Here is a 21,480-nt window from a genome sequence, read left to right on the forward strand (position 1 = left end):
CCGTGATCGGCACAATGAATTCGTTGTTAGTCGCTCATAATTCCAAGGCGCCTTTTTGGAAGGTGTTCTTGGCCACACAGGTAACCACACATTGTGTATGTTCCATAGTGGAGTTTTCTGTAGAATTTTTGAACCGAATGAACAAAGGCGCATTTTTCACGGGTGCCTTCTTGGTCGTTGCTTCTGCGATTGCATCCGTTTTGGGAGTCGCGTCAGGCGGAATCATCCATGTAATATTATTAGCTGGAGAAGGAGTCGAAAGGCCTCACGGAGGATCATATAATATTCTTCTAAGTAGCTTAATACTGGCCTTATTCATTTCTTTTTTAGAAAAGTCCATGCAAATCCTAATAGAAAGAAGGAAGAAGATGGAAAGCGAACTGAAAGATATCCAATACAGGACCTTTCAGAACCGGATGGACCCTCATTATCTATTCAATACTTTGAATACCATACATTCTTTACTGGTAACTGACCCCCAAAAAGCAGATAACGCTTTAATTTTACTCTCCGAAACTTATAGATTCTTATCTGATAGGATTTTCGAAAAAACCATACCATTTTCGGAAGAATGGGATTTTACAGTAAACTATCTAGAATTGCAGAGAATACGATTTTCGGATTCTTTGACGATCAAGATCAAAAAAGTGGGAGATTTTTCGAGACTTAGGATTCCTCCTCTCACCTTACAGCCATTAGTTGAAAATAGTTTCAAACATGGATTAGAAAATCGTTCCGAGGCAGGGATCTTGGAGATCAGCGCCTCAGAAAGTTTTGGAAGAATAAAAATAGAAATTAAAAATAATGGGAACGAAAAACAAGAACATCACTTGTTACCTGAATATAAGAAATCCGAATTTTCTCGCACCTTAAATAATATAAAATCCAGGTTAGAGTATAATTTCGGAGAAGCGGAACTCAAATTAGAAAAAGATAAATTCGGAATCACCACATTAAGATTGGAATTCGCATCAAGATGAATAGCGCGCTTTATAAGGTTTTAGTGATAGAGGACGAGGTGCCTGCTCGGGACCTTCTCCGCAAATTTTTAGAAGATTGGCCCCAGTTTGAAGTAGGCGGGATTGCAAGAACGGGCTCTCAAGCAATCGATCTTCTTAAAAAGGAAAAATTCGATCTGATGTTTCTGGACATCAATCTTCCAGAAAAAACAGGGTTACAGGTTTTAGAAGAAATAGGAGAAAATCTCCCTGTATTAGTATTCACCACCGCTTATAGAGAACATACTCTTAAAGCATTCGAAGTGGGGGCCTGTGATTATCTTTTGAAACCATACACAAAAGAAAGATTTTCAGCATGTATGGAAAGAGCTCTTCATCATCTGCAGTTAAAGTCTATTTCGAACTCCAGACCAAGCGGAGAACCGGATCCAGTATTCGTTTTTCGTGATGGAGGTTTGATCCATAGAGTTTTATATGCAGATCTATATTATCTCACCGCCAACGGAAAACGTTCCGTTCTTCATACAAAGGACGGAGATTATGAAACTGCCAAGCTACTCGGCGATTTAGAAAAAGAATTACCTAAGACTGATTTTTTGCGTATCCACAGAAAACATATGGTGAATCGAAATCTAGTTTCTGCCGCAAAATCACAAGCGGGCGGGGCATATACAATTTATCTGAAAGATGAAGACGAAACTAATCTTCCAGTTGGAAGAGAATTTGTGGACGGAGTGAAAGGTCTATTCGGTAAGTGAAGCGGCAGTGTAGGAGTTCCTACGTTGCTTGGAAGACCGCCCCCTCCCTGCTTTGGGTGGGGGGAGTGGCCCGTGGGAGAGCGCTTACACGCCTACCACAAAATCCTCGATTCGTCAACAAGATCCCCCACTACTAACCCATGTTGGAATTCCAACAAAAAACCCTTACCAAGGAATCTCTTTTTTATCTCTCAGAAAAATTCCGCTCGGACCACTCTTATCCAGCTGTGCCGCCCAAATAATAGTCTCAGCACCATGTTCCACAGAACGAGTTGCTGACTTGCCGCCCATATCAGTTCTCACCCATCCTGGGCAAACTGAATTTACCTTAATATCTTTGCCGGAAGATTCTGAATGAAGAATTCGAGTAAGTGCATTTAAAGCAGTTTTAGAAATACGATATGCTGCATAGCCTGAACTCATATCGTAAAGTTGCCCCATACCTGAGCTAACGTTTACGATCCTTCCATAACCATTCTTTTTCATTATGCCCAAGATCTTTTGGGAAAGAAGAAAAGGTCCAATCAGATTAGTGTCCAAGGTTCCTTGCAACATTTCTAAAGTGGTATTTTCTATTGAGCCGCTGTCCAAATACACGCCTGCATTATTCACAAGTATGTCGATTTTAGGATATTTCGCGAGGACTTCTTTTAAGAATGATTGGATAGAATTCGGATCGGAAACATCCAGTGCAAAAGCTTCTGCGGAGCCGCCTTCTTTTTGGATAGAAGATGCAGTTTTTTCAGAGTCTTCTTTTTTGCGAGAAGCACAGATGATGTGAATCCCAGACTTACCAAGTTGTTTAGAAACTTCTTCGCCTATACCTCGGCTCGCGCCGGTTACGATTGCAATTTTTTTGTCCATAAGACTTGGACTAATCTTTGAACCAATTTTTATATTTAAAATATAAAATCATACTTCCTGGAATGGCAAGCATCGTGGCAAGGGAGGCACTTAGGATCAGTTTATTTCCATAAGGAAGATCTGCAAAATTCATCCCGAAAAATCCAGTCAAGAATGTGAGTGGCATAAAGATCATCGAAACCAAGGTTAATCGTTTGATGATATCGTTCGTTTTCTGAGAAAGGATGGAAAAATAAGCATCCATCGAGTTTCCGATCAGGTCCCTGTCCATATCGATTGTTTCCACAAGCCGACTCAAATGATCGTAAACGTCCCTAAAATAGAAACGCACCTTTTCCGAAAGAAATTTGTCCTCATGCCTCATGATCAGATTTAGAACTTCTCTTTGAGGAGAAAGAACCCTTCTCATCCGAACCAAATTTCTTTTCACATATAAAATATTCGTAATAAAGTCTGGCTCGATTTCGCTAGTCAGGATCTGATTTTCTATATCTGTGATCTGTTCAGAGATCTGGTCTAAGATCGGAAAATTAGAATCCACCAAAAGATCGAATAGTAGATACAGAACATGATCTGTTCCCTTAGAAGCAAAATTTTGTTCTGTAAGAGTTCGGTTCCAAAGAGAATCGATCAAAGGTTCCTTATGTTCATGGACCGACACAATAAACTTACGATTGAAAAACACATGTGTTTCGGTGGCAGAAAAAGATTGTTCTCCTTCTGATCTGAAACTATGAAGAACAATAAATGCATGATCCTCATAATCTTCGAACTTAGGCCTTTGGTTTCTGTTCACACAATCTTCTATAGCAAGATCATGGAATCCGCAGTTTTTAGATAAAAAGATGAGGTCTTCAGAGCTAGGATCTTCTACATCGATCCAAACCTTTTCTTTATTCAAAGTTTTCTTAAGGGAAAAATTTCTCAAGAAAGCAGAATCTGTTTTCCGAGTCACCGCTTTAGAAACGGAATTTTTTTCTTTGGGAGTGGGGAAGGAAAGAAAACGTATCATTTGATTATCCTAATACGAATTTTCCCGAAAGCTTTTTAAGCCTTAGGTATTTTCCAATGCGTAAACTATATACGCTCTGAAATCTTCCAAAGTAAATTCTCTCTTATTGGTCAAATGATTGATCATATAACCTATGATGGCAGAAGTAAGATTTTTTACTTCGAATTCAGTATAATTAGGTTTTAAAGCTAGAATGATCTTTTTGGAGTTTTCATAAAAGATCAAATTTACTAAATGAATATTTCGTTTTTTTAATCTATGGATTTTAGGTTGGAGCATCAGACTCCAATACAAGCGGAGATATTCTTCATTCTCCTTTACTAATTTAATGATCTGTCCACCTAGGAATTGGATAAGCTCCGCTCTATTCTCAGAAGTATTCAATTTCTCAGGAAGATATTTTTTTAGGATCGTATCGTGAGATTCGATGATCCCTTCTAAAATAGATTCTTTAGATTCGAAATAACGATAAGCAAGACCCAAAGATAGGCCAGCTCTCTGGGCAATTTGCCGCATAGTGGAGCCGTGGTACCCTTGTTCTGAAAATAATTTGAGGGAAGTTCTTAGGATTAGGTCTCTTGTATCTTTGGCCATTGTTTACCGAATGGAATAGAGAACCTTTCTGGATCCGATCCTTTCCCGATTGGTTTCCATTCTATTCTTATAACCGTAGGCTTTCTCAGGTTTTAATAGAGAAAATAGATCGTACAATTCGATCTCGAATTGGAGCATAACTTCTGCTACTTCTTCCGGAAATTTTTCCAAAGATTTCATAGCGTCCACACAAACATGTCTGGAGTTGATCTTATCAGGACGGATCTCTTCAGCGATCTTTCTGAAATTTTGTTTTGTGATCGTCCCACCCACAGAAGTTTTTTTGCCTCTATCTTTGGAAATCGCAATGATAGTACGAGTAACTTTCATCACTTCTTTATCATCTGGGATCATTCCCATAGAAGCAGAAAGATCCGATCTTGCAGCAGTTACCTGATCCAGATCTTCGAAAGCACTGGAGTCAGCGATCTCCAGCAAATTTTTATAACCTGTAATAGTCTCCAGGTTCATCGCCTTAGTAACCTTAGAAAAAGTCACAGGGCTTAGCATACTTTTAAGAGTAGAAATAAAATTTTTGAGAGCATAAGAAGATTCGATCATAGGCGCTGAGATTCCTTCGATTTCTTCTTTAACAAGCATACGGATATCGGTCCTGGCTTCTGGCCCACCGATCTTAACAGTGACCGGAACCAAATCTTTAGCCACGATATGAAGCGCTCGGATCTCATCCGAATCCATATCTTCCGTTTCCGTGCCTCCTTTCAATCCTACAATAGGATAGCTCTGTTTCAGAGAAATCAGGTGGCGGCGAAGTTCGATAATTTTGCGGTCTATCTGCTCTTTCACATTTCTAATATCGTCCTTTTCAAAAAAACAGTAAGGATTTTTAGGAAAAAAGGCCGGAACTTATCCCTCCCCGAGAGGATCTGATATACCCAATGGCCCAAAAACTTACTTTATTACCGGCTCTTAGTTTATTTCTGTTTTTGGGATGTTCCAGAGAGGACATAGAGGAGGAGATCAAAGGAAAGAAAACGGAAGAATTCAATCCGGTTGCTAATTACATTGTTTGTGTCGCCACCACCCAAGCTTGTATAGATGCAAATGGAGAAGATTGTTTTATCGTAAAAAATGATCCGCAATACTTCGCTGACGGAGGAGGCGGAGTCGAAGCCTTATGTTTGGATAGAACAGCGGAAACCATCCTTGTTACCGAAACTGGCGGTATGTAACAATTTCTTCTGTGGGCTCTTTACGTTCTCTATGCGAACCGGTAAAGTGAACATTCAGTCTTCTGAATTGACGGGAAATACCGATCCAGTATCAATAGACCTATGAGCCAGCCGAAGGGCAGTACCTTTTTGAAAAAACTTCCTACATGGATCCAGGAAATCTTTGGAGAGGAATCGGTAGATTCAACTCTCTCCTTCTTCTTTATCGTTTTACTAGTTTTAGCTTTTAAATCTTCAGTCTTGGACGCGAACAATATCCCCTCGGGATCCATGCTCCCAACTCTCAAGATAGGGGATTTTCTATTTGTAAATAAGATGAGATATTCTCTCAGACTTCCATTTACTGATACGGAACTCAAAAGATATGATGATCCTCAAAGAGGTGATATTGTGACCTTCATCCCTCCTGATGGAGCTGTTTCACCAGAAGAGAAAGAAGGCTGGTTTCCTAAAAGATTTGTAAAAAGAGTGATTGGTCTTCCTGGAGATCGTATACGCATTGTAAAGGTCTCACATAAGCGCGAAGGTTTTTCTATTGACTATGGCAAAATAGAATATATGGAAAAAGGAAAAACAGAATTCTCCGCTTACGATTTTAAAGATGCGGAAAAGGGAAATCTACTCGATGACCTGGATGATGATGCGGCAGTCCAATTTTATCTATTTAAGGAGAAGAAACCAGACTTCGAACATTATGTGATCGAAGGAGATTCCCATCCTTACGCTCACCAACAATTCAAAGATGGTGAATGTTTTCAGGCCACAGGTTGTGTGATCCCAGATAATCATTATATGATGGTAGGAGATAACCGTACAAATTCTTCTGATTCCAGATTTTGGGGTTTTGTTCCTAGAGAAAATATACTGGGAAAAGCTGCATTGATCTATTTCTCCATCAATTGGAAAGACCATGTATGCGCGTATAAAAGTGCAGAGGACCTTGGAATGAACGGGCGGTTTGCCCAAAAATACGATCAGGAAGAATTTAGATCGAAATGTGGAGATATCGATTCTAATATGAATTGGTTCAAGAGCACTGTATTCTATAGAATTCCAAGGATGCAGGTTCGTTGGTATCGAATCGGAACCGTATTAGAATAAATGAGCGAGTCGGATCAAAAACCTCCTGAAAATAAGGACACTTCTCCCTGGCAGCTTGCTAGTGTAGGTACAGAGTTTGCATTTATCATCATTGCTTCCGTTTTTATAGGAAGATATCTGGATGGTCGATTCGGTTGGTCACCTTTTGGGATCTTATTCGGGGCAATTTTCGGATTCGGCTACGGGATTTATTATCTTCTCATGAGAGTTGCCCAATTCGATAAAAAGGACTAGCCCCGGCTTGGAGATGAAGGACTCTGACGGGGAATTAAAACCTAAAAAGTATTATTTAGGTTTTGTTCTAATTCTTCTAATCTTTGGATTATGGTTCCTGTTTTTCGAAGTTTCCGACCAGTCCTTTTGGAAGGGAATTGTAATATCTCTATTAGTATCTTTGCTTATTTACAATTTTAGATTTTATCTACTTTGGAAACATTCCAAAGAAGGTTTTTTTCTCCAATTTGGAACGACTGTTCTGTCTTTTTTTATTCATTTAGCCGTTTTAGTACTGTTTATCTGGAGAGGCGAAGGTGAAGGTTTTGTGATCGGTTTTTTTATTGCCCATTTCGCCAACCTTTTAATATTGGTATTCGCAAGGTGACCCCTTAAAACGCCTCAAAGAACGTTTTAAAGATGCTTTGCGGGAAATAGAACCCTGGGTGGTGCCCCCAAAACTCTTCTTTCCTGTCGTTTACGAGAGGACCCTTTTACAAGTATGTTGAAACAAATCTTCGCAACCGCATTATTATTGTTCTCACTTCCATTATTTGCTTCCGAGGGAGAAGCTTCCAAACCATTCGATTTGAATGATGTGTTGGTTCACCACTTGATGGACCATGCTGAGTTTCCTTTCAATGTGGGCGGGACTAAAGTTTTCGAAGGTCATGAAGGTTTTGATCCTCATGCAGAAAACATCTTCGTAGATCATACTACCGGTCATAGATTCCACTTTGTTGGTGGTACCGATCTTCATATCACTCGCCGTGTTACGATGATGTGGATTGTTTCCTTACTTCTTCTTATCGTATTTATCCCTGCGGCTCGTCTGATCGCAAAAAACCCTTTAAAGATACAAAACAGATTCGCTAACGGAGTCGAGGCTTTCATAACTTTCCTGAAAAAGGATGTTGTGGATGCAAACACAGACGGTCACGGACATTCTTATTATCATTATATTTTCACATTATTCTTCTTCATTCTATTCTGTAACTTGATGGGACTCATTCCTCCAGTGGGAGAAGTGATCCAACTTGGAATTGAATCTGTTAATGCAGGCGAAGAAGTTCCAGCCGCTGCAGAAGCACATGCTGCGTCTGCTCATCACGAACCGATCTGGATTGCAAAAGTTTGGAATGGTATTACTGTTACAGGTGATGTTTCAGTTACTGTAACACTTGCACTCATCACTTTACTTTTGATCTACGGAACTGGATTTATTTACCAAGGACCAAAGTTCATCATTCACTCTGTTCCGAACGGAGTTCCTGCACCTCTATACATCCTAATGTGGCCATTGGAGTTTATTATCTCTCCACTTGCTAAAGCATTCGCACTCACTGTGCGTCTTTTAGCGAACATGACCGCTGGACACGTAATCATCTTAGCGTTACTCGGATTTATTTTCCAATTCCAATCTTGGGGAGTTGCGCCGATCTCGGTTTTCGGAGCTACCGCGATCTATTTCTTAGAATTGTTCGTAGCCTTCTTACAGGCATACGTTTTTGCTCTTCTAACCTCGCTCTTCGTGGGCTCGAGTATGCACAGGCACTAATTTTAATTTTAAGCGTTTTGATTTCAAATAGGAGAAAGTAATAAAATGGAATTCGGACTAGGATACATTGGAGTAGGAATCGCAGCTGGACTCGCTATTTTAGGCGCAGGACTCGGAATCGGAAGAATCGGTGGCTCTGCTGCTGAAGGAATCAGCCGTCAACCTGATGCAGCTGGAAAAATCCAAACTGCAATGATCATCTCTGCAGCCCTTATCGAAGGTGCGGCTCTGTTCGCAATCGTTATTGCGTTCCTTGCAGGTGGAACTCTGAACACTGCAGTTAGCAAAGCATCTGCTGCTAAAACTGAAGTTTCTGCACCGGCTGAAGGTAAATAATCTTGTTTCTCTTGGCAGCTGACAGGGGATTAGGCGCACTATTAGACGTTAATCCGGGTCTGATCATTTGGACCCTGATTACCTTCACAATAGTCGTCATTATCCTTAAAGTTTTCGCTTGGGATGTGATCCTCAAAGCTCTGGATGAAAGAGCTGAGACCATTCAAAACGATATTCGTAAGGCTGCTGACGTACGTTCCGAAGCGGAATCTCTGCTGAAAGATTATGAAACAAGAATCGCACAAGCAAAAGACCAAGCTAACGGAATCGTAGCGGAAGCTAAATCGGACGCTACTAACCTAAAAAACAAAATGTTGGATGATGCTTCGAAAGAAGTGAAGGCTCTTAAAGATACTGCACTGAAAGATATCGAACTCGCAAAATCCAAAGCATTGGCAGAACTCCAAGGACAGATCGTAGACATGACCGTTCAAGTCGCAGCTCTGGTTCTGGAGAAACAGTTAAAAGCGGACGATTATAAGTCCTTTATCGAGAACGAGTTAGGCAAGATCAAGAAACTGAGCGCGTAACAAATGAGCTATTCTGCGATCCCAAAAACATACGCGGCCGCTTTTGCGGACGCTAGTTCTTCTCCGGAAGAAGCCGAACAGGAATTGGATTCTATCGTAAGTATTTTTAAGATAGAACCACAGTTCCGCGATTTTTTCGATACCCCTTCCGTGAAAAGGGAAGATAAGGAAGCTGTTCTATTAAAGACCTTCCAGGGTAAAATTTCGGAAATCACTCTGAACTTTTTACAGGTGCTTCTTCGTAGGGGAAGATTTTCATTTCTTTCCGAAATTCACGAAGCTTTAAAAGAAGAACTGGATCGTAAAGCAGGAAGAGTTCGCGCGAAAGTCAAAAGTTATCCCGCTATGGATGAGGCTTCTCTCTCCAAATTAAGGGAAGTATTAAAAGAAAGATTCAAATCGGAATTCATCTTGGAAGCAAGTGAAGATCCGAGCCTTCTCGGAGGTTTCGTGGTCAGATTCCAAGACTTGGCGATCGACTCTTCCATGAAAAGCCAACTTAAGAAAGTAAGGCAAACCTTGCTGGACAGCAAATTACCGGTCGGAGTGGTGTATGAAAATTAAAACAGACGAAATTACGTCGGTCCTCAAACAGGAAATTTTAAATTATAAAAAAGATCTGGGTGTCGAAGAAGTCGGAACTGTTCTGGAAGTAGGGGACGGTATCGCTCGAGTTTTCGGTCTCAGAAACGTTATGGCCGGAGAACTTGTAGAATTCCAAAATGGAGTTCGCGGTCAGGCATTCAACTTGGAAGACAATTCCGTGGGTGTGATCATTTACGGAGATTACAAAAACATCCGTGAAGGATTCTCCGTAAAAAGAATTGGAAAAATTTTAGAAGTTCCGGTTGGACCGGAAATGCTCGGACGTGTGGTAAACCCACTCGGTGAGCCTTTGGATGGAAAAGGACCAATCAATACCAAACATACTCGTGCGGTAGAAAGTCCTGCTCCTGGTATTTCTAAAAGACAACCAGTGGAAGAGCCTCTTCAAACTGGTATCAAAAGTATTGATGCAATGATCCCAATAGGCCGAGGCCAAAGGGAGTTGATCATTGGAGACCGTGGAACTGGTAAAACTTCCATCGCTCTTGATACGATCATCAACCAAAAAGGTTCCGGAGTTATCTGCGTTTACGTAGCAATCGGACAAAAAGCTTCCACTGTAGCAACTATCGTGGAAAAACTAAAAGCGGTTGGAGCCCTGGAATATACCATCGTGGTTTCCGCAACTGCTGCTGATCCTGCTCCTTTACAATATATCGCGCCGTATTCTGGCTGTTCTATGGCTGAATACTTCATGTATAATGAGAAAAAAGCTACCTTAGTTGTTTATGATGACTTATCAAAACAAGCGGTTGCTTATCGCCAAATGTGTCTTCTTCTTCGTAGACCTCCGGGCCGCGAAGCTTACCCTGGAGACGTATTCTATCTTCACTCTCGCTTATTAGAAAGAGCGGCTAAATTGGATGAGAAATATGGAGCAGGTTCATTAACCGCGCTTCCTATTATCGAAACCCAAGAAGGTGAGGTTTCTGCTTATATTCCGACTAACGTGATTTCGATCACTGATGGTCAGATCTATCTACAATCTAACTTATTCGCATCAGGTGTTCGTCCTGCAGTGGATGTGGGTATCTCCGTATCTCGTGTTGGTTCCGCAGCTCAGATTAAAGCGATGAAACAAGTCGCTGGAAAAATGAAACTGGAATTAGCTCAGTTCAGAGAGTTAGAAGCATTCGCTCAGCTTGGAACTGACTTGGATCCAATCACTCAGGCTCAGTTGGACAGAGGATATCGCATCGTTGAGATGTTGAAACAACCTGTTTCCAGCCCTTATCCTGTAGAAGAACAAGTGGTCGAAATTTTTGCGGTAACCAGAGGACATATGGACAAGGTTCCAGTTCCTAAGGTAAGAGAGTTCGGAGCACATTTATTAAATGTTCTTCGCACCCAACAACCAGAAGTATTGAACGCTATTCGCACCGAAAAGAAAATTTCGGACGAAGGAAAACTGGGAGAGGTTATCGCCTCTATCGCGGCCGACTTTGTTAGGAACCTGAAGTAAGCGGAGAAAAATCTTGGCTACACCTCGGGAAATAAAAAAACGGATCAGCTCCGTTAAGAACACTCGGAAGATCACTCGAACTATGGAAATGGTCGCTACGGCTAAATCCAAAAAGTTAAGTGATCGGGTGAACGCGTCTCATCCATTCTCTAACAAGATTAAAGAATTGGTGGGAGCGCTTGCATCCCTTGCTTCCGTAGTAAAAAGTCCTTATTTAAGAAAACCAAATACGATCCGTTCGATCGCTCTTCTTGTGATCACTGCTAACAGAGGTCTTTGTGGAGGATATAACTCCAAAACAATCCGTTTAGCAAAAAATCGCATCCAAGAATTGAAAGATCAAGGCGTGAATGTTCGACTTTTTGTCGTAGGTAAAAAAGGAATTTCCTATTTCCAATTCGCAAAAGAGAAAATAGAAAAATCCTATACTCATATCGATGACAAGTCCGGTTACAAGGAAGCAGAAGAGTTTGCGGACTTCTTCTTGGGTTTATTTGCGAGTGAGGAAGTGGATTCAGTAGAAATTATTTCTACAGTTTATCATTCTTCTGCAAACCAAGAGCCAGAAGTTACTAAGGTTCTTCCGTTTGAAGCACAAGGAGAAGCTAACGTAGGTTCCAACGTTCTATATGAGCCAAGTCCGGCTGATATTCTGGAATCACTTCTTCCTTTAGTAGTAAAAACTGCATTTTTAAAGGCGATCTTGGAAGCGAATTGTTCCGAGCAGATCGCAAAGCGCGTGGCCATGAAATCCGCAACGGACGCGGCCTCCGAGATGATCAAACTTCTGACCCGCGGTTACAACCGTATCCGTCAGGCGAAGATCACTCAGGAGATCTCGGAGATCGTAGCGGGTGCGGACTCGCTAAACTAGTTCTGGTATTGGAGTACTTGGATGAGCAAAGGTAAAGTAAAACAAATCATCGGATCCGTTTTGGATATCGAATTCGAGTCCGGACATCTGCCCGAAATTTTTAACGCGCTTGAAATCGACGCGGTAATCAACGGTCAAAAAGAAAAAATCGTAGCCGAAGTGCAACAGCATATCGGTGGTAGTGCAGTAAGAGCGATTGCTCTTTCCTCTACCGACGGGTTGACCAGAGGCCAGGAAGTTTCTGATACAGGAGCTCCTATTTCCGTTCCAGTTGGGGACGTGACCCTCGGAAGAATTTTTAACGTTCTTGGAGAGCCTGTTGATGAGGGCGCTCCTATCCAAGTGAAAGAACGTAAGCCGATCCATAGAGCGGCTCCAAGTTACGAAGACCTTTCTCCTAAAACAGAAGTATTCGAAACAGGGATCAAGGTTATCGACCTTCTTGCACCTTATATCAAAGGTGGAAAGACCGGACTCTTCGGAGGAGCCGGAGTAGGTAAGACAGTTCTTATCCAAGAGTTGATCAATAATATCGCGAAACAACACGGTGGATTCTCAGTATTCGCTGGTGTTGGCGAAAGAACCAGAGAAGGAAACGACCTCTGGAGAGAGATGAAAGAATCCGGAGTTATCAACAAGACCGTACTTTGTTATGGTCAGATGAATGAGCCTCCTGGTGCTCGTCTTCGTGTTGCTCTTTCTGCTCTAACAATGGCAGAACATTTCCGTGATTCCATCGGAACAGACGTATTACTCTTCGTGGACAATATCTTCCGTTTCTCCCAAGCGGGATCAGAAGTATCAGCTCTACTTGGACGTATGCCTTCTGCGGTGGGATACCAACCAACTCTTTCTACAGAGATGGGTGCTCTTCAAGAGCGTATTACTTCCACTCGTAAAGGATCCATTACTTCCGTTCAGGCGATTTACGTTCCTGCGGACGACTTGACTGACCCTGCTCCTGCGAACGCGTTCGCTCACTTGGATGCAACTACGGTTCTTTCTCGTGCTATCTCTGATAAAGGAATTTATCCTGCGGTTGACCCACTTGACTCTACTTCCCGCGTGATGAACGCAGAAGTTCTGGGTGCGGAACACTATGGTGTTGCTCGTGAGGTTCAAAGGATCCTTCAGCGTTATAAAGATCTTCAAGATATTATCGCGATCCTAGGTATGGACGAACTTTCTGAGGACGATAAGGTTCTTGTTGCAAGAGCAAGAAAGATCGAGAAATTCCTTTCTCAGCCTTTCCACGTAGCGGAAGTATTCACAGGATCTCCTGGAAAATACGTAAAACTTGCCGATACAGTTCGCTCTTTCAAAGAATTGATCGCAGGAAATTGCGACCATCTTCCAGAGCAAGCCTTCTACATGGTAGGAACCATAGAAGACGCGATCGAGAAGTCCAAAAACCTGAGAGCATAATCGATGGTAGCCAAGCTAGACGTATCGGTAATCTCTCCAGAGAAACTACTCTTCCACGGCGATGCGGACAGCATCGTCGTGCCTGGAAGCGAAGGGTTTTTCGGAGTGTATCCGGGCCATACTTCTCTTGTTTCCCTGCTTGGGATCGGCGTGTTGGAAGTCCGACAAGGAAATAAAACCAAAATCGCCGCAATCGAAGGCGGGTTTTTCGAAGTAAGAGACAATAAAGTTACAATTTTGACGGACCACGGTAGCCTTAAGGAAGATATCGACCTTGCTGCTGCCCAAAAAGCCCTAGAAGAAGCGGAAGCTCTCCCTGCCTCTAACGAGAAAAATACTCTCGTCCTAAAAGCAAAAACCCGAATTTTAGCAGCTTCCCGCTAATATTTAGGGGTTCCAAATTCCGAAAATTATAAAGGGACACTTCTATCGGTTAAGCCCGAAGAAGTTTCCCAATAAGTAATAGAGAAGGTCTTCTAATATAAGAGGACTGTCTCGGAATTTTTCGGATTGTATTTCCTACAACTTAGGAGATCCTCCGAATATACAGACGGATTTTTAGTACACTGTAGGAAGCATGGCGGACGATTTTACGATAGACGAGGGAGAGGGGTTTCCAGCTGGAAATGGAGAGGATTTTGATCCGAGTGAAATGAGCTTGGACGAAATAGATTCTCTCTTGGCTAGCGATGGAGATTCTTCCGATTTTAATTTCGATTCCGTTCCAGGAGATTCTCCAGATAGCGAAGGCTTTGAAGAGTTGCTCGCTTCGTCCGGAGATGATTATCCGGATGATATTCCTAACTTCGAACCAGAAGAATCTGATTTTGGTTCTGATTTAAGCCAACTAGATGAGTCAGTCCATTTGGACGAAGACTTTGATTTCGAACTCACCGATCCAATGATCGATGCTGAGATCGATAGACTTTTAGACATTGATGATGATCTGAATTCTCCTCCAACATCTTCTTCCTCTGCTCCTTCTTGGAGAGAATCTGCTCCTACTTCTTCCCCTGAAAATCATGAGGAAGCATTCGGAGACTTAGGCTCTTTGGATCTAGGAGATTTTTCTCAGCCTGGAGAAGTGCCTTCTTCTGCATTCCATTCAGATGACCAACCATTCGATTGGGGAGGCGACTCTTCTGATCAGGATGAGGTAGTCGGGCTCTCAGATGAAGATCTGGATGATGAGGCACCAATCTCACTTTCTGACGACGAATTGCATAATATTGATATAGGTTCTAACCTTGCAGACTTCTCCATGGACGAAGAAGAAGTTTCTGCGCCGGAAGATTCAGTTTCCAAATCATTTGAAGATGAAATAGTTTCTGATGACGAAGGTCCAATTTCTCTCTCCGAACATGAGTTAGACGATATCATGGCAGAAGACTTCAGTCCAAATATGGAAGAAGAAGGATTCGGTGATTTGGGCGGAGACGATATTTCTATGCCTTCTTCCGAGCTAACTGAAGACATTAATTTCGAAGGCGAAGACGAGAAGGATATCGCACTTTCTACCGACGAATTGGATCATCTTTTAGAAGGAGATGATGCTTCTTTCGAAAACAAAAGTTCTTTTGATGAGTTAGGGGATTTCGGAGATCTAGATCTTGGCTCCGTTGCAGAAGAACATTCTTCCTCTTCAGATCTGGAAGAAGAAGCAAACGAACCAATCGCACTTTCTGACGATGAACTTGGAAATCTATTATCCTCAGGAGATGAGGACGAAATCGAAAGTATCCAACTGGATGATCTGGATTCTGTAGGAGCTCCTACAGCAGAGTCAGAGTTTGGAATGGAAGAAGATACTGACTCTTCTTCTGAATTAGATCTAAGTGATTTTAATTTTGAATCTGAGCCGGACGGAACCAAAGACGAATTTGGTGGAGAAGATGAATCTATCTCTCTCCCTGTTTCCGATTTCGATAATTTCGGAATGAGCGAAGAAGAAAATCCTCTGGATACCGGATTGGATCTGGAAGATTTCGAAGACAGTACTAAGTCGGAAGATAAGGCATTCGAAGAATCTTTGGGAGACTTCACTTCCGCAAGTGATGAGGATATATTAGGAAGTTCAGATTCTGATCTGATGGATTTCTCTCCTACTGAAACTTCTGAAAATGATTTCTTCTCTGAAAGTTCTGATCCAGACGAGCCAATCGCACTTTCTGACGATGAACTTGGAAATCTATTATCTTCTGGAACAGAAGAGGAAGAAGAGCATACTGGAACTTCTTTAGACCTTTCCTCCGATTTAGATGATGATAACGAGCCGATCGCACTTTCAGATGATGAACTTGGAAACTTACTCTCCGGAGAAGAAGAAACAGTTTCTTCTTTAGATTCGGAAGATGACGAACCAATTGCACTCTCTGACGACGAATTAGGAGATCTATTATCTTCTGGAGATGAAGAAGCTTCAGATGCAGATATATTTGCAGATGCTCCACCAGAAGAACATGATGATGCTGCTCCGGTAGAATTCGGAGACTTCAGTTTAGATACAGAAGCGGATGAACCTATCGCTCTTTCAGAAGATGAATTAGGACATTTATTGGAAGAAGAGCCTGAAGTGGAAACTGCTTCTTCCGATCTGATGGAAGATTCTGATGAGCCAATTTCACTTCCGATCAACGAGTTAGACGATATTGGAACACCTGATATATCTTCTGATTATGATATAGATTGGGACGGACCTGTTGCAAATCTGAACGATCTTGGAACTGGAGAAGAGAATGCGGTTGCTGCCCCTTCTGATTGGGATTTAGGGGAAGAAGCTGACGAACCAATCACATTATCTAATGATGAATTAGGGAATTTACTCTCTGATGAAGCTCCACAAGGAGTAGATTCAGAAGATTTAGATTCATTATTATCTTCTCCTCCTGAAGCAAGCGACTTAAATGCATTGGGTTCTTTTGAAGATGACATTCAAATTTCAGGTTTGGATTTTGCTGATAATATAGGTGGGGAGATTGTCCCAACTATAGAAAAATTAGCTCCAGAAACGGAACTGAACTTTATCTTAGACGAGTATGCTGACGAGAATGAACTTTCTCCTCTGGAAGAGATCCGCCAAGCAGGAGCTGCAACAGATGACGCCGAAACCGGCGAGGCAATTCCTACTCAAGATGAGATGAAACGAATTCTTTTATATCTGGATGAGTTACTCGGAAATCTTCCCGACGATATGATCCGTGATTTCTCTCGTTCAGACTATTTCGAACTTTATAAGAAATTAATGAAACAAATCGGCGTTTGACGATGGGTCTATTAGACAAGGTCACTCGTCTTATTCGTTCCGGTAATTTGGAATCCGGAACTAAATCATCTTCGGTTGCAATTTCCGGAGATGAAAAACCTTCTCTTTTGAAAAAATCCATGGCAGTACGAGCCAAAGGTCTTTTAGAAAAGGCGATGGATTTCGGAGGAAGAAAAGAGAAGGCAAGTTCTGTTTACGAAGACCCTACTAACTTTGAACCTGCAACTGCTTCTACTTCCTCTGAAGATGATTTTAGTTTTGATTCTCCTTCTGCAGATTTCGGAGATATAGATTTTGGCACCGACATTCCGAGTGATTCATTCAGTGGGGAAGATTCGGATTCAGAAGTTTCTTTTCCAGATTCCGCATTCGGCGGAGAAAGTTTTGGAGAAGATTCAAACAGCGATTTTGATCTATCTTCAACAGACTTCGGTCCTTCAGATGAAGAAGAGTCCGATTTTGCAATCGACCCTGATCTTGGATTGGGACTAGAAGATTCTGATCTGGGTGCAGACTTTGGAGAACTTCCTGAGGAAACTTCTCACAAAGGTCTATTATCTAAAGCGGCAGAAGCAAAAGAAGAAGAGAATTTCCCTTCTGATCTTTCTAAACCGGATGCGATTAAAGATCCGTTTGATGATTGGGTCAAGGACGCGGAAAACCAAGCAAGCCAAGAAGCAACTCGTCCTTTTAGTAAAGAGCAAAGTGATACAGAAAATGCTCAGTTTTTATTTGATGATGATTCTGATTATTCTACATTGCCTATCGATTTGCAAATCGCTTCTCGTAAAAAATTAGAGAACTACCTATCCGCATTTGAAATTTCTAAAGAGATTTCCGCTTCCAAAGATTTTACCAACTTCTTCGAAAACCTAAGCTTTTCTATCCAAGGCCAGATTGGCGCTGAATCTATTGTAATTTTCTCTTCTACAAATGGAGAGTATGATGTGCTCAGAGTTGTAGAAGCCCAAGGAATTGGGGCGGACCCTGATTGGGTTTTAGAAGTAGGCGATGAAAGTTACCAAGCTGCATTAAAAACTCCTTCTGTAGTCTATGCGAAAGAGATCTTAAAACATTCCCCTCCTAAAAAAGAAAAAGAGATCCTGGAAAAAACAGAAGCTGAGATGCTTATCCCTATTCGTAGTTACGATGAATTTTATGGAATTATTATATTAAGTAAAACTATAGAGGGTGAAGACTACACGATCGAGGACTTGGAGTTCTTGAAGATTGTAGGAGAAATGGCTGGATCCGTATTAAGAAGGATCATGGACCTCGAGGCACTTCACCAAGAGAATGATCGCTTAAACCAAGTTGTCAAAAGTAACGAGAGAATACTCGCAACTGCAAGAGATCTGGCCGGAGTCCGTGACATGGACGAGGCTTACGACTATCTTGTAGAAGTCTTAAAAAAAGAACTCGGACTAAGACGTTGGAGTTTCTTACTTTTGGATAGAAGCACCAGAAAAGAATACAAAGTATTCGGAACAAACTTACTCACACCTGATACTTCTGGAAAGTTCAGATTGGGGTTGGATTCCAACTTAGTCGGAATCGTTGCTAATGTTCCTGGGGTATTCAGAATTGCAAATTTCAGAAAAAATCCGGAACTTCTATCTCAGTTATCAAATGATGAGATCGGACTTATGCACGATTTCGATATTCTTCCTTTCTTGAATCTGAACTGGCTTGTGGGAATGTTATTCATTCACGAAACTGAAAGGCCTTGGACGGATACAGATCGCGAAACTGCAGTTGGAATTTCGGAGATCGCTTCTCCAGTACTTTCAAATTTACTAATGCTGGAAGAAAGAGATGCAGTTTTCAGAGACCCATTCAGTCCTGTAGAATCAAGAATAGACGAAGCAATTTTAAGAGCTTCCAAGATAGGAACACCTTTCAGTCTTACTGTTTTTAAAGTCCAAAACGCAACCAGAATGGTTCGTATCAAGGGTGCTGGATTTTTCGCTCATTACTGCGAAGAGTTGCGGTCATCGATCCAGGAAAATCTGGGGGAAACAGATTACTGCTATCGAGTAGGCCAAGGAAAATACGTAGTCGTCCTTGATGGAAAAGATAGGGAAGAAACCCAGATTGTAGTTCGTAAAATCAGAAACAGAATTGTGGAATTGGATAGAAAGAACAAAGACTTTCAAACTTCTACGGCAAACCAAACTCTTTGTTATCCTGCGGATACCAGAGAGAAAGAAAGAATGTTGGAACTAATAGAAGAATCCTGAGCTAGTTTTTTTGGATTGTGTTGTAGGAGTTCCTACACTTTCTAAAGATCGCCCCCGCCCAGCTTCGGGAGGGGGGAGTGGCCCGTGGGAGAGCTCATTCCCGCTTATCACAAAATCTCTCCTTAGTCAATCAGATCCTTATCTCCTTCCTCTTGTTGGAATTCCAACATTTCCTTCCCGTTCTGCCATTCCTTAAGGACCGATCTATTTTCAAAATCTATTATTTAAACATTGACTTAATTAAATGATTATTTAAATAATAGATTTATGAATGCTTTTGCTGCCCTTGCAGATGATACAAGACGGGAAATTGTGAGATTGGTAGCCAAAAACGGCGAACTCACTTCAACCGAGATCGGGCAAAATTTTAATATAACACCACCAGCCATTTCTCATCACTTAAAAGTCTTAAAGAGCGCTAAGGTCCTTAATATGAAGAAGGAAGCGCAAAAACGAATCTATAGTCTTAACGGCTCGAGCATTAACGAAATGGAAGATTGGTTATTGGATATAATCGATTTATGGAATAAGCGCCTGGATAAATTGGATCGATACGTTTTAAAGATCAAAAAGGAGAGAGCCCGTGATAAAAAATAACGTAGAAACAAATGTAGAAGGTAACAAGGTCATCTATAAAAGATACTTTGACGTGTCCGCAGAACTTCTCTTCGAAATGTGGTCAATGCCAGAACATCTTGCCGAATGGTGGGGACCAGATGGATTTACATTAACTACTAAGCGTATGGATTTTACCAACGGCGGAATTTGGGAATTTATCATGCATGGGCCAGACGGACATGATTATAAAAACAAGATCCAATTCACTGATATTAAAGAGTCACATCATATTTATTATAAACATCTGGGTGATGGAGAAGGTGATCATGATGTTCATTTCGAATCAAAAATTTTATTCGAAGCAAATGGAGAAGGCACGAACCTTATAATGGAACAAATCTTCCCGAGCAAAGAAGAACTCGAAAGAGTGAATGAAAAATATGGTGCGATCGAAGGCGCTAAACAACATATCGGCAACCTTGCTAAGTATTTGGAAAAACTTAAGTAGCTGACTGACCAGATAAATCTTTGTAGGAGTTCCTACATTTGTTTTAGGGGCGCCCCCTCCCTGCATTGGGTGGGGGGAGTGGCTCGTGGGAGAGCGCTTACACGCCTACCACAAAATCGCCAATCCGTCAACGAAATCCGTGCTCACAATCCCGTGTTGGAATTCCAACACGCCGCCTGGAGCCTACTTTCTCTTAGTTGAATCTACTAAATCGTAGAATTTCTGAAACAAGTATCTACTGTCATTCGGGCCTGGAGAACTTTCCGGGTGGTATTGAACTGACAGAAGAGGATAACCTGATTTCAAAATACCTTCTACAGTATCGTCGTTCAGATTGATAAAAGAGATCGGTTCCTTTTCGGAAGACTCCGCAACCACAGCAAAGCCATGGTTTTGAGAAGTGATCTCCACTTTACCGGTCTCCAAATTTTTTACAGGTTGGTTTCCGCCTCTATGGCCGAATTTCATTTTTTCAGTTTTCTTACCTAAGGTTAGGCCAATGATTTGATGGCCTAGGCAGATCCCGAAAAGAGGATAATTATTTTCTAATATAGCTTTTGTAGAATCGATCGCGTAAGTGCAAGCTGCTGGATCTCCAGGACCATTCGAAAGGAAGAAAGCATCTACACCATCTTTCATGATTTCAGAAGCAGGAGTTTGAGCAGGGTAAACAGAAACTGCAAAACCTGCAGAGTCTAAGAGGCGAAGAATATTTGTTTTCACGCCATAATCATAAACAGCTAGTTTATATTTTTTTCCAATGCTGGAACCGAACTCATATTTTTTATCAGTGGTGACAACTTTCGCGAGATCTGCGTCTGCGATCCCCGGGAACTTCTTCACTTGTGCTAAAAAAGAATCGGAGTATTCATTTGCGACGAAGATCCCTCCGTTAGGAGCTCCATTCGTGCGGATGAATCGGGTCAACTTTCGAGTGTCGATCCCTTGGATCCCTGGAATTTTATAATCTTTTAGAAATTGAGATAATGTCTTTTGGGCCTTGAAGTTGGAAGGACGATCCACATATTCTTTCACGATCATTCCGGCCGCTTGGATCTTTCCGGATTCCATATTTTCAGGATGGATCCCGTAGTTCCCGATCATCGGGTAAGTTAGAGTTACGATTTGGTTGGCGTAGGAAGGATCGGTGAGAATTTCCTGGTAACCCGCCATGGAAGTATTAAAGACGATTTCCCCGACGGACTCAGTTTCGTAGCCGAAGGATTCACCTTCGTATACGTCCCCGTTTTCTAAAACCAAGAACGCTTTCATTAAGGACAGGCTTTCGCACCGAAGGCAAGGGTCAAGTGGAATCACCCAGAATTTTGTAGGAACTCCAACAAGTTCATTAGGGAAAAATTTGGGCGGCACCACTCGCTATCGCTCGGGTCGCGCTGCTTCGATTTCGCGTATTCACGCTCATCCGG

Annotated in this window: 23 protein-coding genes; 18 read left to right on the top strand and 5 right to left on the bottom strand. The window is 41.8% G+C overall.

The window, feature by feature from the left end; all coding sequences use genetic code 11:
* The first annotated feature begins 14 nt into the window (after positions 1–14).
* On the top strand, positions 15–980 hold the full coding sequence (locus CH362_RS11455; RefSeq protein ID WP_100710616.1) for a sensor histidine kinase: 966 nt from the start codon (positions 15–17) through the stop codon (positions 978–980).
* A complete protein-coding gene (locus CH362_RS11460; protein ID WP_100710482.1) occupies positions 977–1,717 on the top strand; it encodes a LytR/AlgR family response regulator transcription factor in 741 nt (246 codons plus the stop codon). Before CH362_RS11455 ends, CH362_RS11460 begins: the two co-directional genes overlap by 4 nt.
* 165 nt (positions 1,718–1,882) lie before the next feature.
* On the opposite strand, the gene CH362_RS11465 is transcribed toward CH362_RS11460, so the two are convergent.
* Genes CH362_RS11465 through CH362_RS11480 form a run of 4 tightly spaced genes read right to left on the bottom strand, consistent with a single transcriptional unit; the run spans position 1,883 to position 4,994 of the window.
* Positions 1,883–2,581, bottom strand: a complete 699-nt coding sequence (locus tag CH362_RS11465) for an SDR family oxidoreductase (protein WP_100710483.1) — start codon at positions 2,579–2,581, stop codon at positions 1,883–1,885.
* Between the two features lie 10 nt (positions 2,582–2,591).
* Positions 2,592–3,593: a magnesium/cobalt transporter CorA gene (gene corA / locus CH362_RS11470; protein WP_100710484.1), complete on the bottom strand. Its 1,002-nt coding sequence runs from the start codon at positions 3,591–3,593 to the stop codon at positions 2,592–2,594.
* A 42-nt stretch (positions 3,594–3,635) separates the two neighbouring features.
* A complete protein-coding gene (locus CH362_RS11475; RefSeq protein ID WP_086446196.1) occupies positions 3,636–4,187 on the bottom strand; it encodes a TetR/AcrR family transcriptional regulator in 552 nt (183 codons plus the stop codon).
* A gap of 3 nt (positions 4,188–4,190) precedes the next feature.
* Positions 4,191–4,994: an aldolase/citrate lyase family protein gene (locus CH362_RS11480; protein ID WP_100710485.1), complete on the bottom strand. Its 804-nt coding sequence runs from the start codon at positions 4,992–4,994 to the stop codon at positions 4,191–4,193.
* 92 nt (positions 4,995–5,086) lie between these two features.
* On the opposite strand from CH362_RS11480, the gene CH362_RS11485 reads away from it, so the two are divergent.
* From CH362_RS11485 to CH362_RS11565, 16 genes are all read left to right on the top strand, one after another.
* Positions 5,087–5,380 carry a hypothetical protein gene (locus CH362_RS11485; protein ID WP_100710486.1) on the top strand — a complete coding sequence of 98 codons (294 nt, stop codon included), beginning with the start codon at positions 5,087–5,089 and terminating at the stop codon, positions 5,378–5,380.
* Positions 5,381–5,482: 102 nt separating this feature from the next.
* Positions 5,483–6,481 carry a signal peptidase I gene (gene lepB, locus CH362_RS11490; protein WP_244280560.1) on the top strand — a complete coding sequence of 333 codons (999 nt, stop codon included), beginning with the start codon at positions 5,483–5,485 and terminating at the stop codon, positions 6,479–6,481.
* Entirely contained in the window at positions 6,482–6,715 is a 234-nt protein-coding gene (locus CH362_RS11495) for an AtpZ/AtpI family protein (protein ID WP_100710487.1), read from the top strand. It begins immediately after the preceding gene.
* Positions 6,716–6,728: 13 nt separating this feature from the next.
* Entirely contained in the window at positions 6,729–7,082 is a 354-nt protein-coding gene (locus CH362_RS11500; RefSeq protein WP_100710488.1) for a hypothetical protein, read from the top strand.
* Between the two features lie 114 nt (positions 7,083–7,196).
* Positions 7,197–8,252, top strand: a complete 1,056-nt coding sequence (gene atpB / locus CH362_RS11505; protein ID WP_100710489.1) for a F0F1 ATP synthase subunit A — start codon at positions 7,197–7,199, stop codon at positions 8,250–8,252.
* Positions 8,253–8,297: 45 nt separating this feature from the next.
* Complete coding sequence (gene atpE / locus CH362_RS11510; protein ID WP_008595212.1) at positions 8,298–8,588, top strand: ATP synthase F0 subunit C; 291 nt, start codon at positions 8,298–8,300, stop codon at positions 8,586–8,588.
* 2 nt (positions 8,589–8,590) lie between these two features.
* Positions 8,591–9,118, top strand: a complete 528-nt coding sequence (locus CH362_RS11515; protein ID WP_086446200.1) for a F0F1 ATP synthase subunit B — start codon at positions 8,591–8,593, stop codon at positions 9,116–9,118.
* Between the two features lie 3 nt (positions 9,119–9,121).
* Positions 9,122–9,682 carry an ATP synthase F1 subunit delta gene (gene atpH / locus CH362_RS11520; RefSeq protein ID WP_086446201.1) on the top strand — a complete coding sequence of 187 codons (561 nt, stop codon included), beginning with the start codon at positions 9,122–9,124 and terminating at the stop codon, positions 9,680–9,682.
* A complete protein-coding gene (atpA, locus tag CH362_RS11525; protein WP_100710490.1) occupies positions 9,672–11,186 on the top strand; it encodes a F0F1 ATP synthase subunit alpha in 1,515 nt (504 codons plus the stop codon). Before atpH ends, atpA begins: the two co-directional genes overlap by 11 nt.
* Positions 11,187–11,199: 13 nt before the next feature.
* The gene (atpG, locus tag CH362_RS11530; protein ID WP_100710491.1) at positions 11,200–12,060 is read left to right on the top strand and encodes an ATP synthase F1 subunit gamma; all 861 of its coding nucleotides are present in this window, start codon (positions 11,200–11,202) and stop codon (positions 12,058–12,060) included.
* Positions 12,061–12,081: 21 nt separating this feature from the next.
* Positions 12,082–13,485, top strand: a complete 1,404-nt coding sequence (gene atpD, locus CH362_RS11535; RefSeq protein WP_100710492.1) for a F0F1 ATP synthase subunit beta — start codon at positions 12,082–12,084, stop codon at positions 13,483–13,485.
* A 3-nt stretch (positions 13,486–13,488) separates the two neighbouring features.
* Complete coding sequence (atpC, locus tag CH362_RS11540) at positions 13,489–13,869, top strand: ATP synthase F1 subunit epsilon (protein WP_100710493.1); 381 nt, start codon at positions 13,489–13,491, stop codon at positions 13,867–13,869.
* A gap of 193 nt (positions 13,870–14,062) precedes the next feature.
* Positions 14,063–16,747: a midas domain-containing protein gene (locus CH362_RS11545; protein ID WP_100710494.1), complete on the top strand. Its 2,685-nt coding sequence runs from the start codon at positions 14,063–14,065 to the stop codon at positions 16,745–16,747.
* Between the two features lie 2 nt (positions 16,748–16,749).
* Positions 16,750–18,987, top strand: coding sequence for a GAF domain-containing protein (locus CH362_RS11550; RefSeq protein WP_100710495.1), 2,238 nt, complete (start codon positions 16,750–16,752; stop codon positions 18,985–18,987).
* A 267-nt stretch (positions 18,988–19,254) separates the two neighbouring features.
* Complete coding sequence (locus tag CH362_RS11560) at positions 19,255–19,584, top strand: metalloregulator ArsR/SmtB family transcription factor (RefSeq protein ID WP_100710497.1); 330 nt, start codon at positions 19,255–19,257, stop codon at positions 19,582–19,584.
* A complete protein-coding gene (locus CH362_RS11565) occupies positions 19,571–20,053 on the top strand; it encodes an SRPBCC family protein (RefSeq protein ID WP_100710498.1) in 483 nt (160 codons plus the stop codon). Before CH362_RS11560 ends, CH362_RS11565 begins: the two co-directional genes overlap by 14 nt.
* Before the next feature lie 183 nt (positions 20,054–20,236).
* Here the strand turns inward: CH362_RS11565 and carA are convergent, their stop codons facing one another.
* A complete protein-coding gene (gene carA, locus CH362_RS11570; RefSeq protein ID WP_100710499.1) occupies positions 20,237–21,325 on the bottom strand; it encodes a glutamine-hydrolyzing carbamoyl-phosphate synthase small subunit in 1,089 nt (362 codons plus the stop codon).
* Positions 21,326–21,480 lie beyond the last annotated feature (155 nt).

The sequence above is a fragment of the Leptospira saintgironsiae genome, assembly GCF_002811765.1.
GTDB classification, from domain to species: domain Bacteria; phylum Spirochaetota; class Leptospiria; order Leptospirales; family Leptospiraceae; genus Leptospira_B; species Leptospira_B saintgironsiae.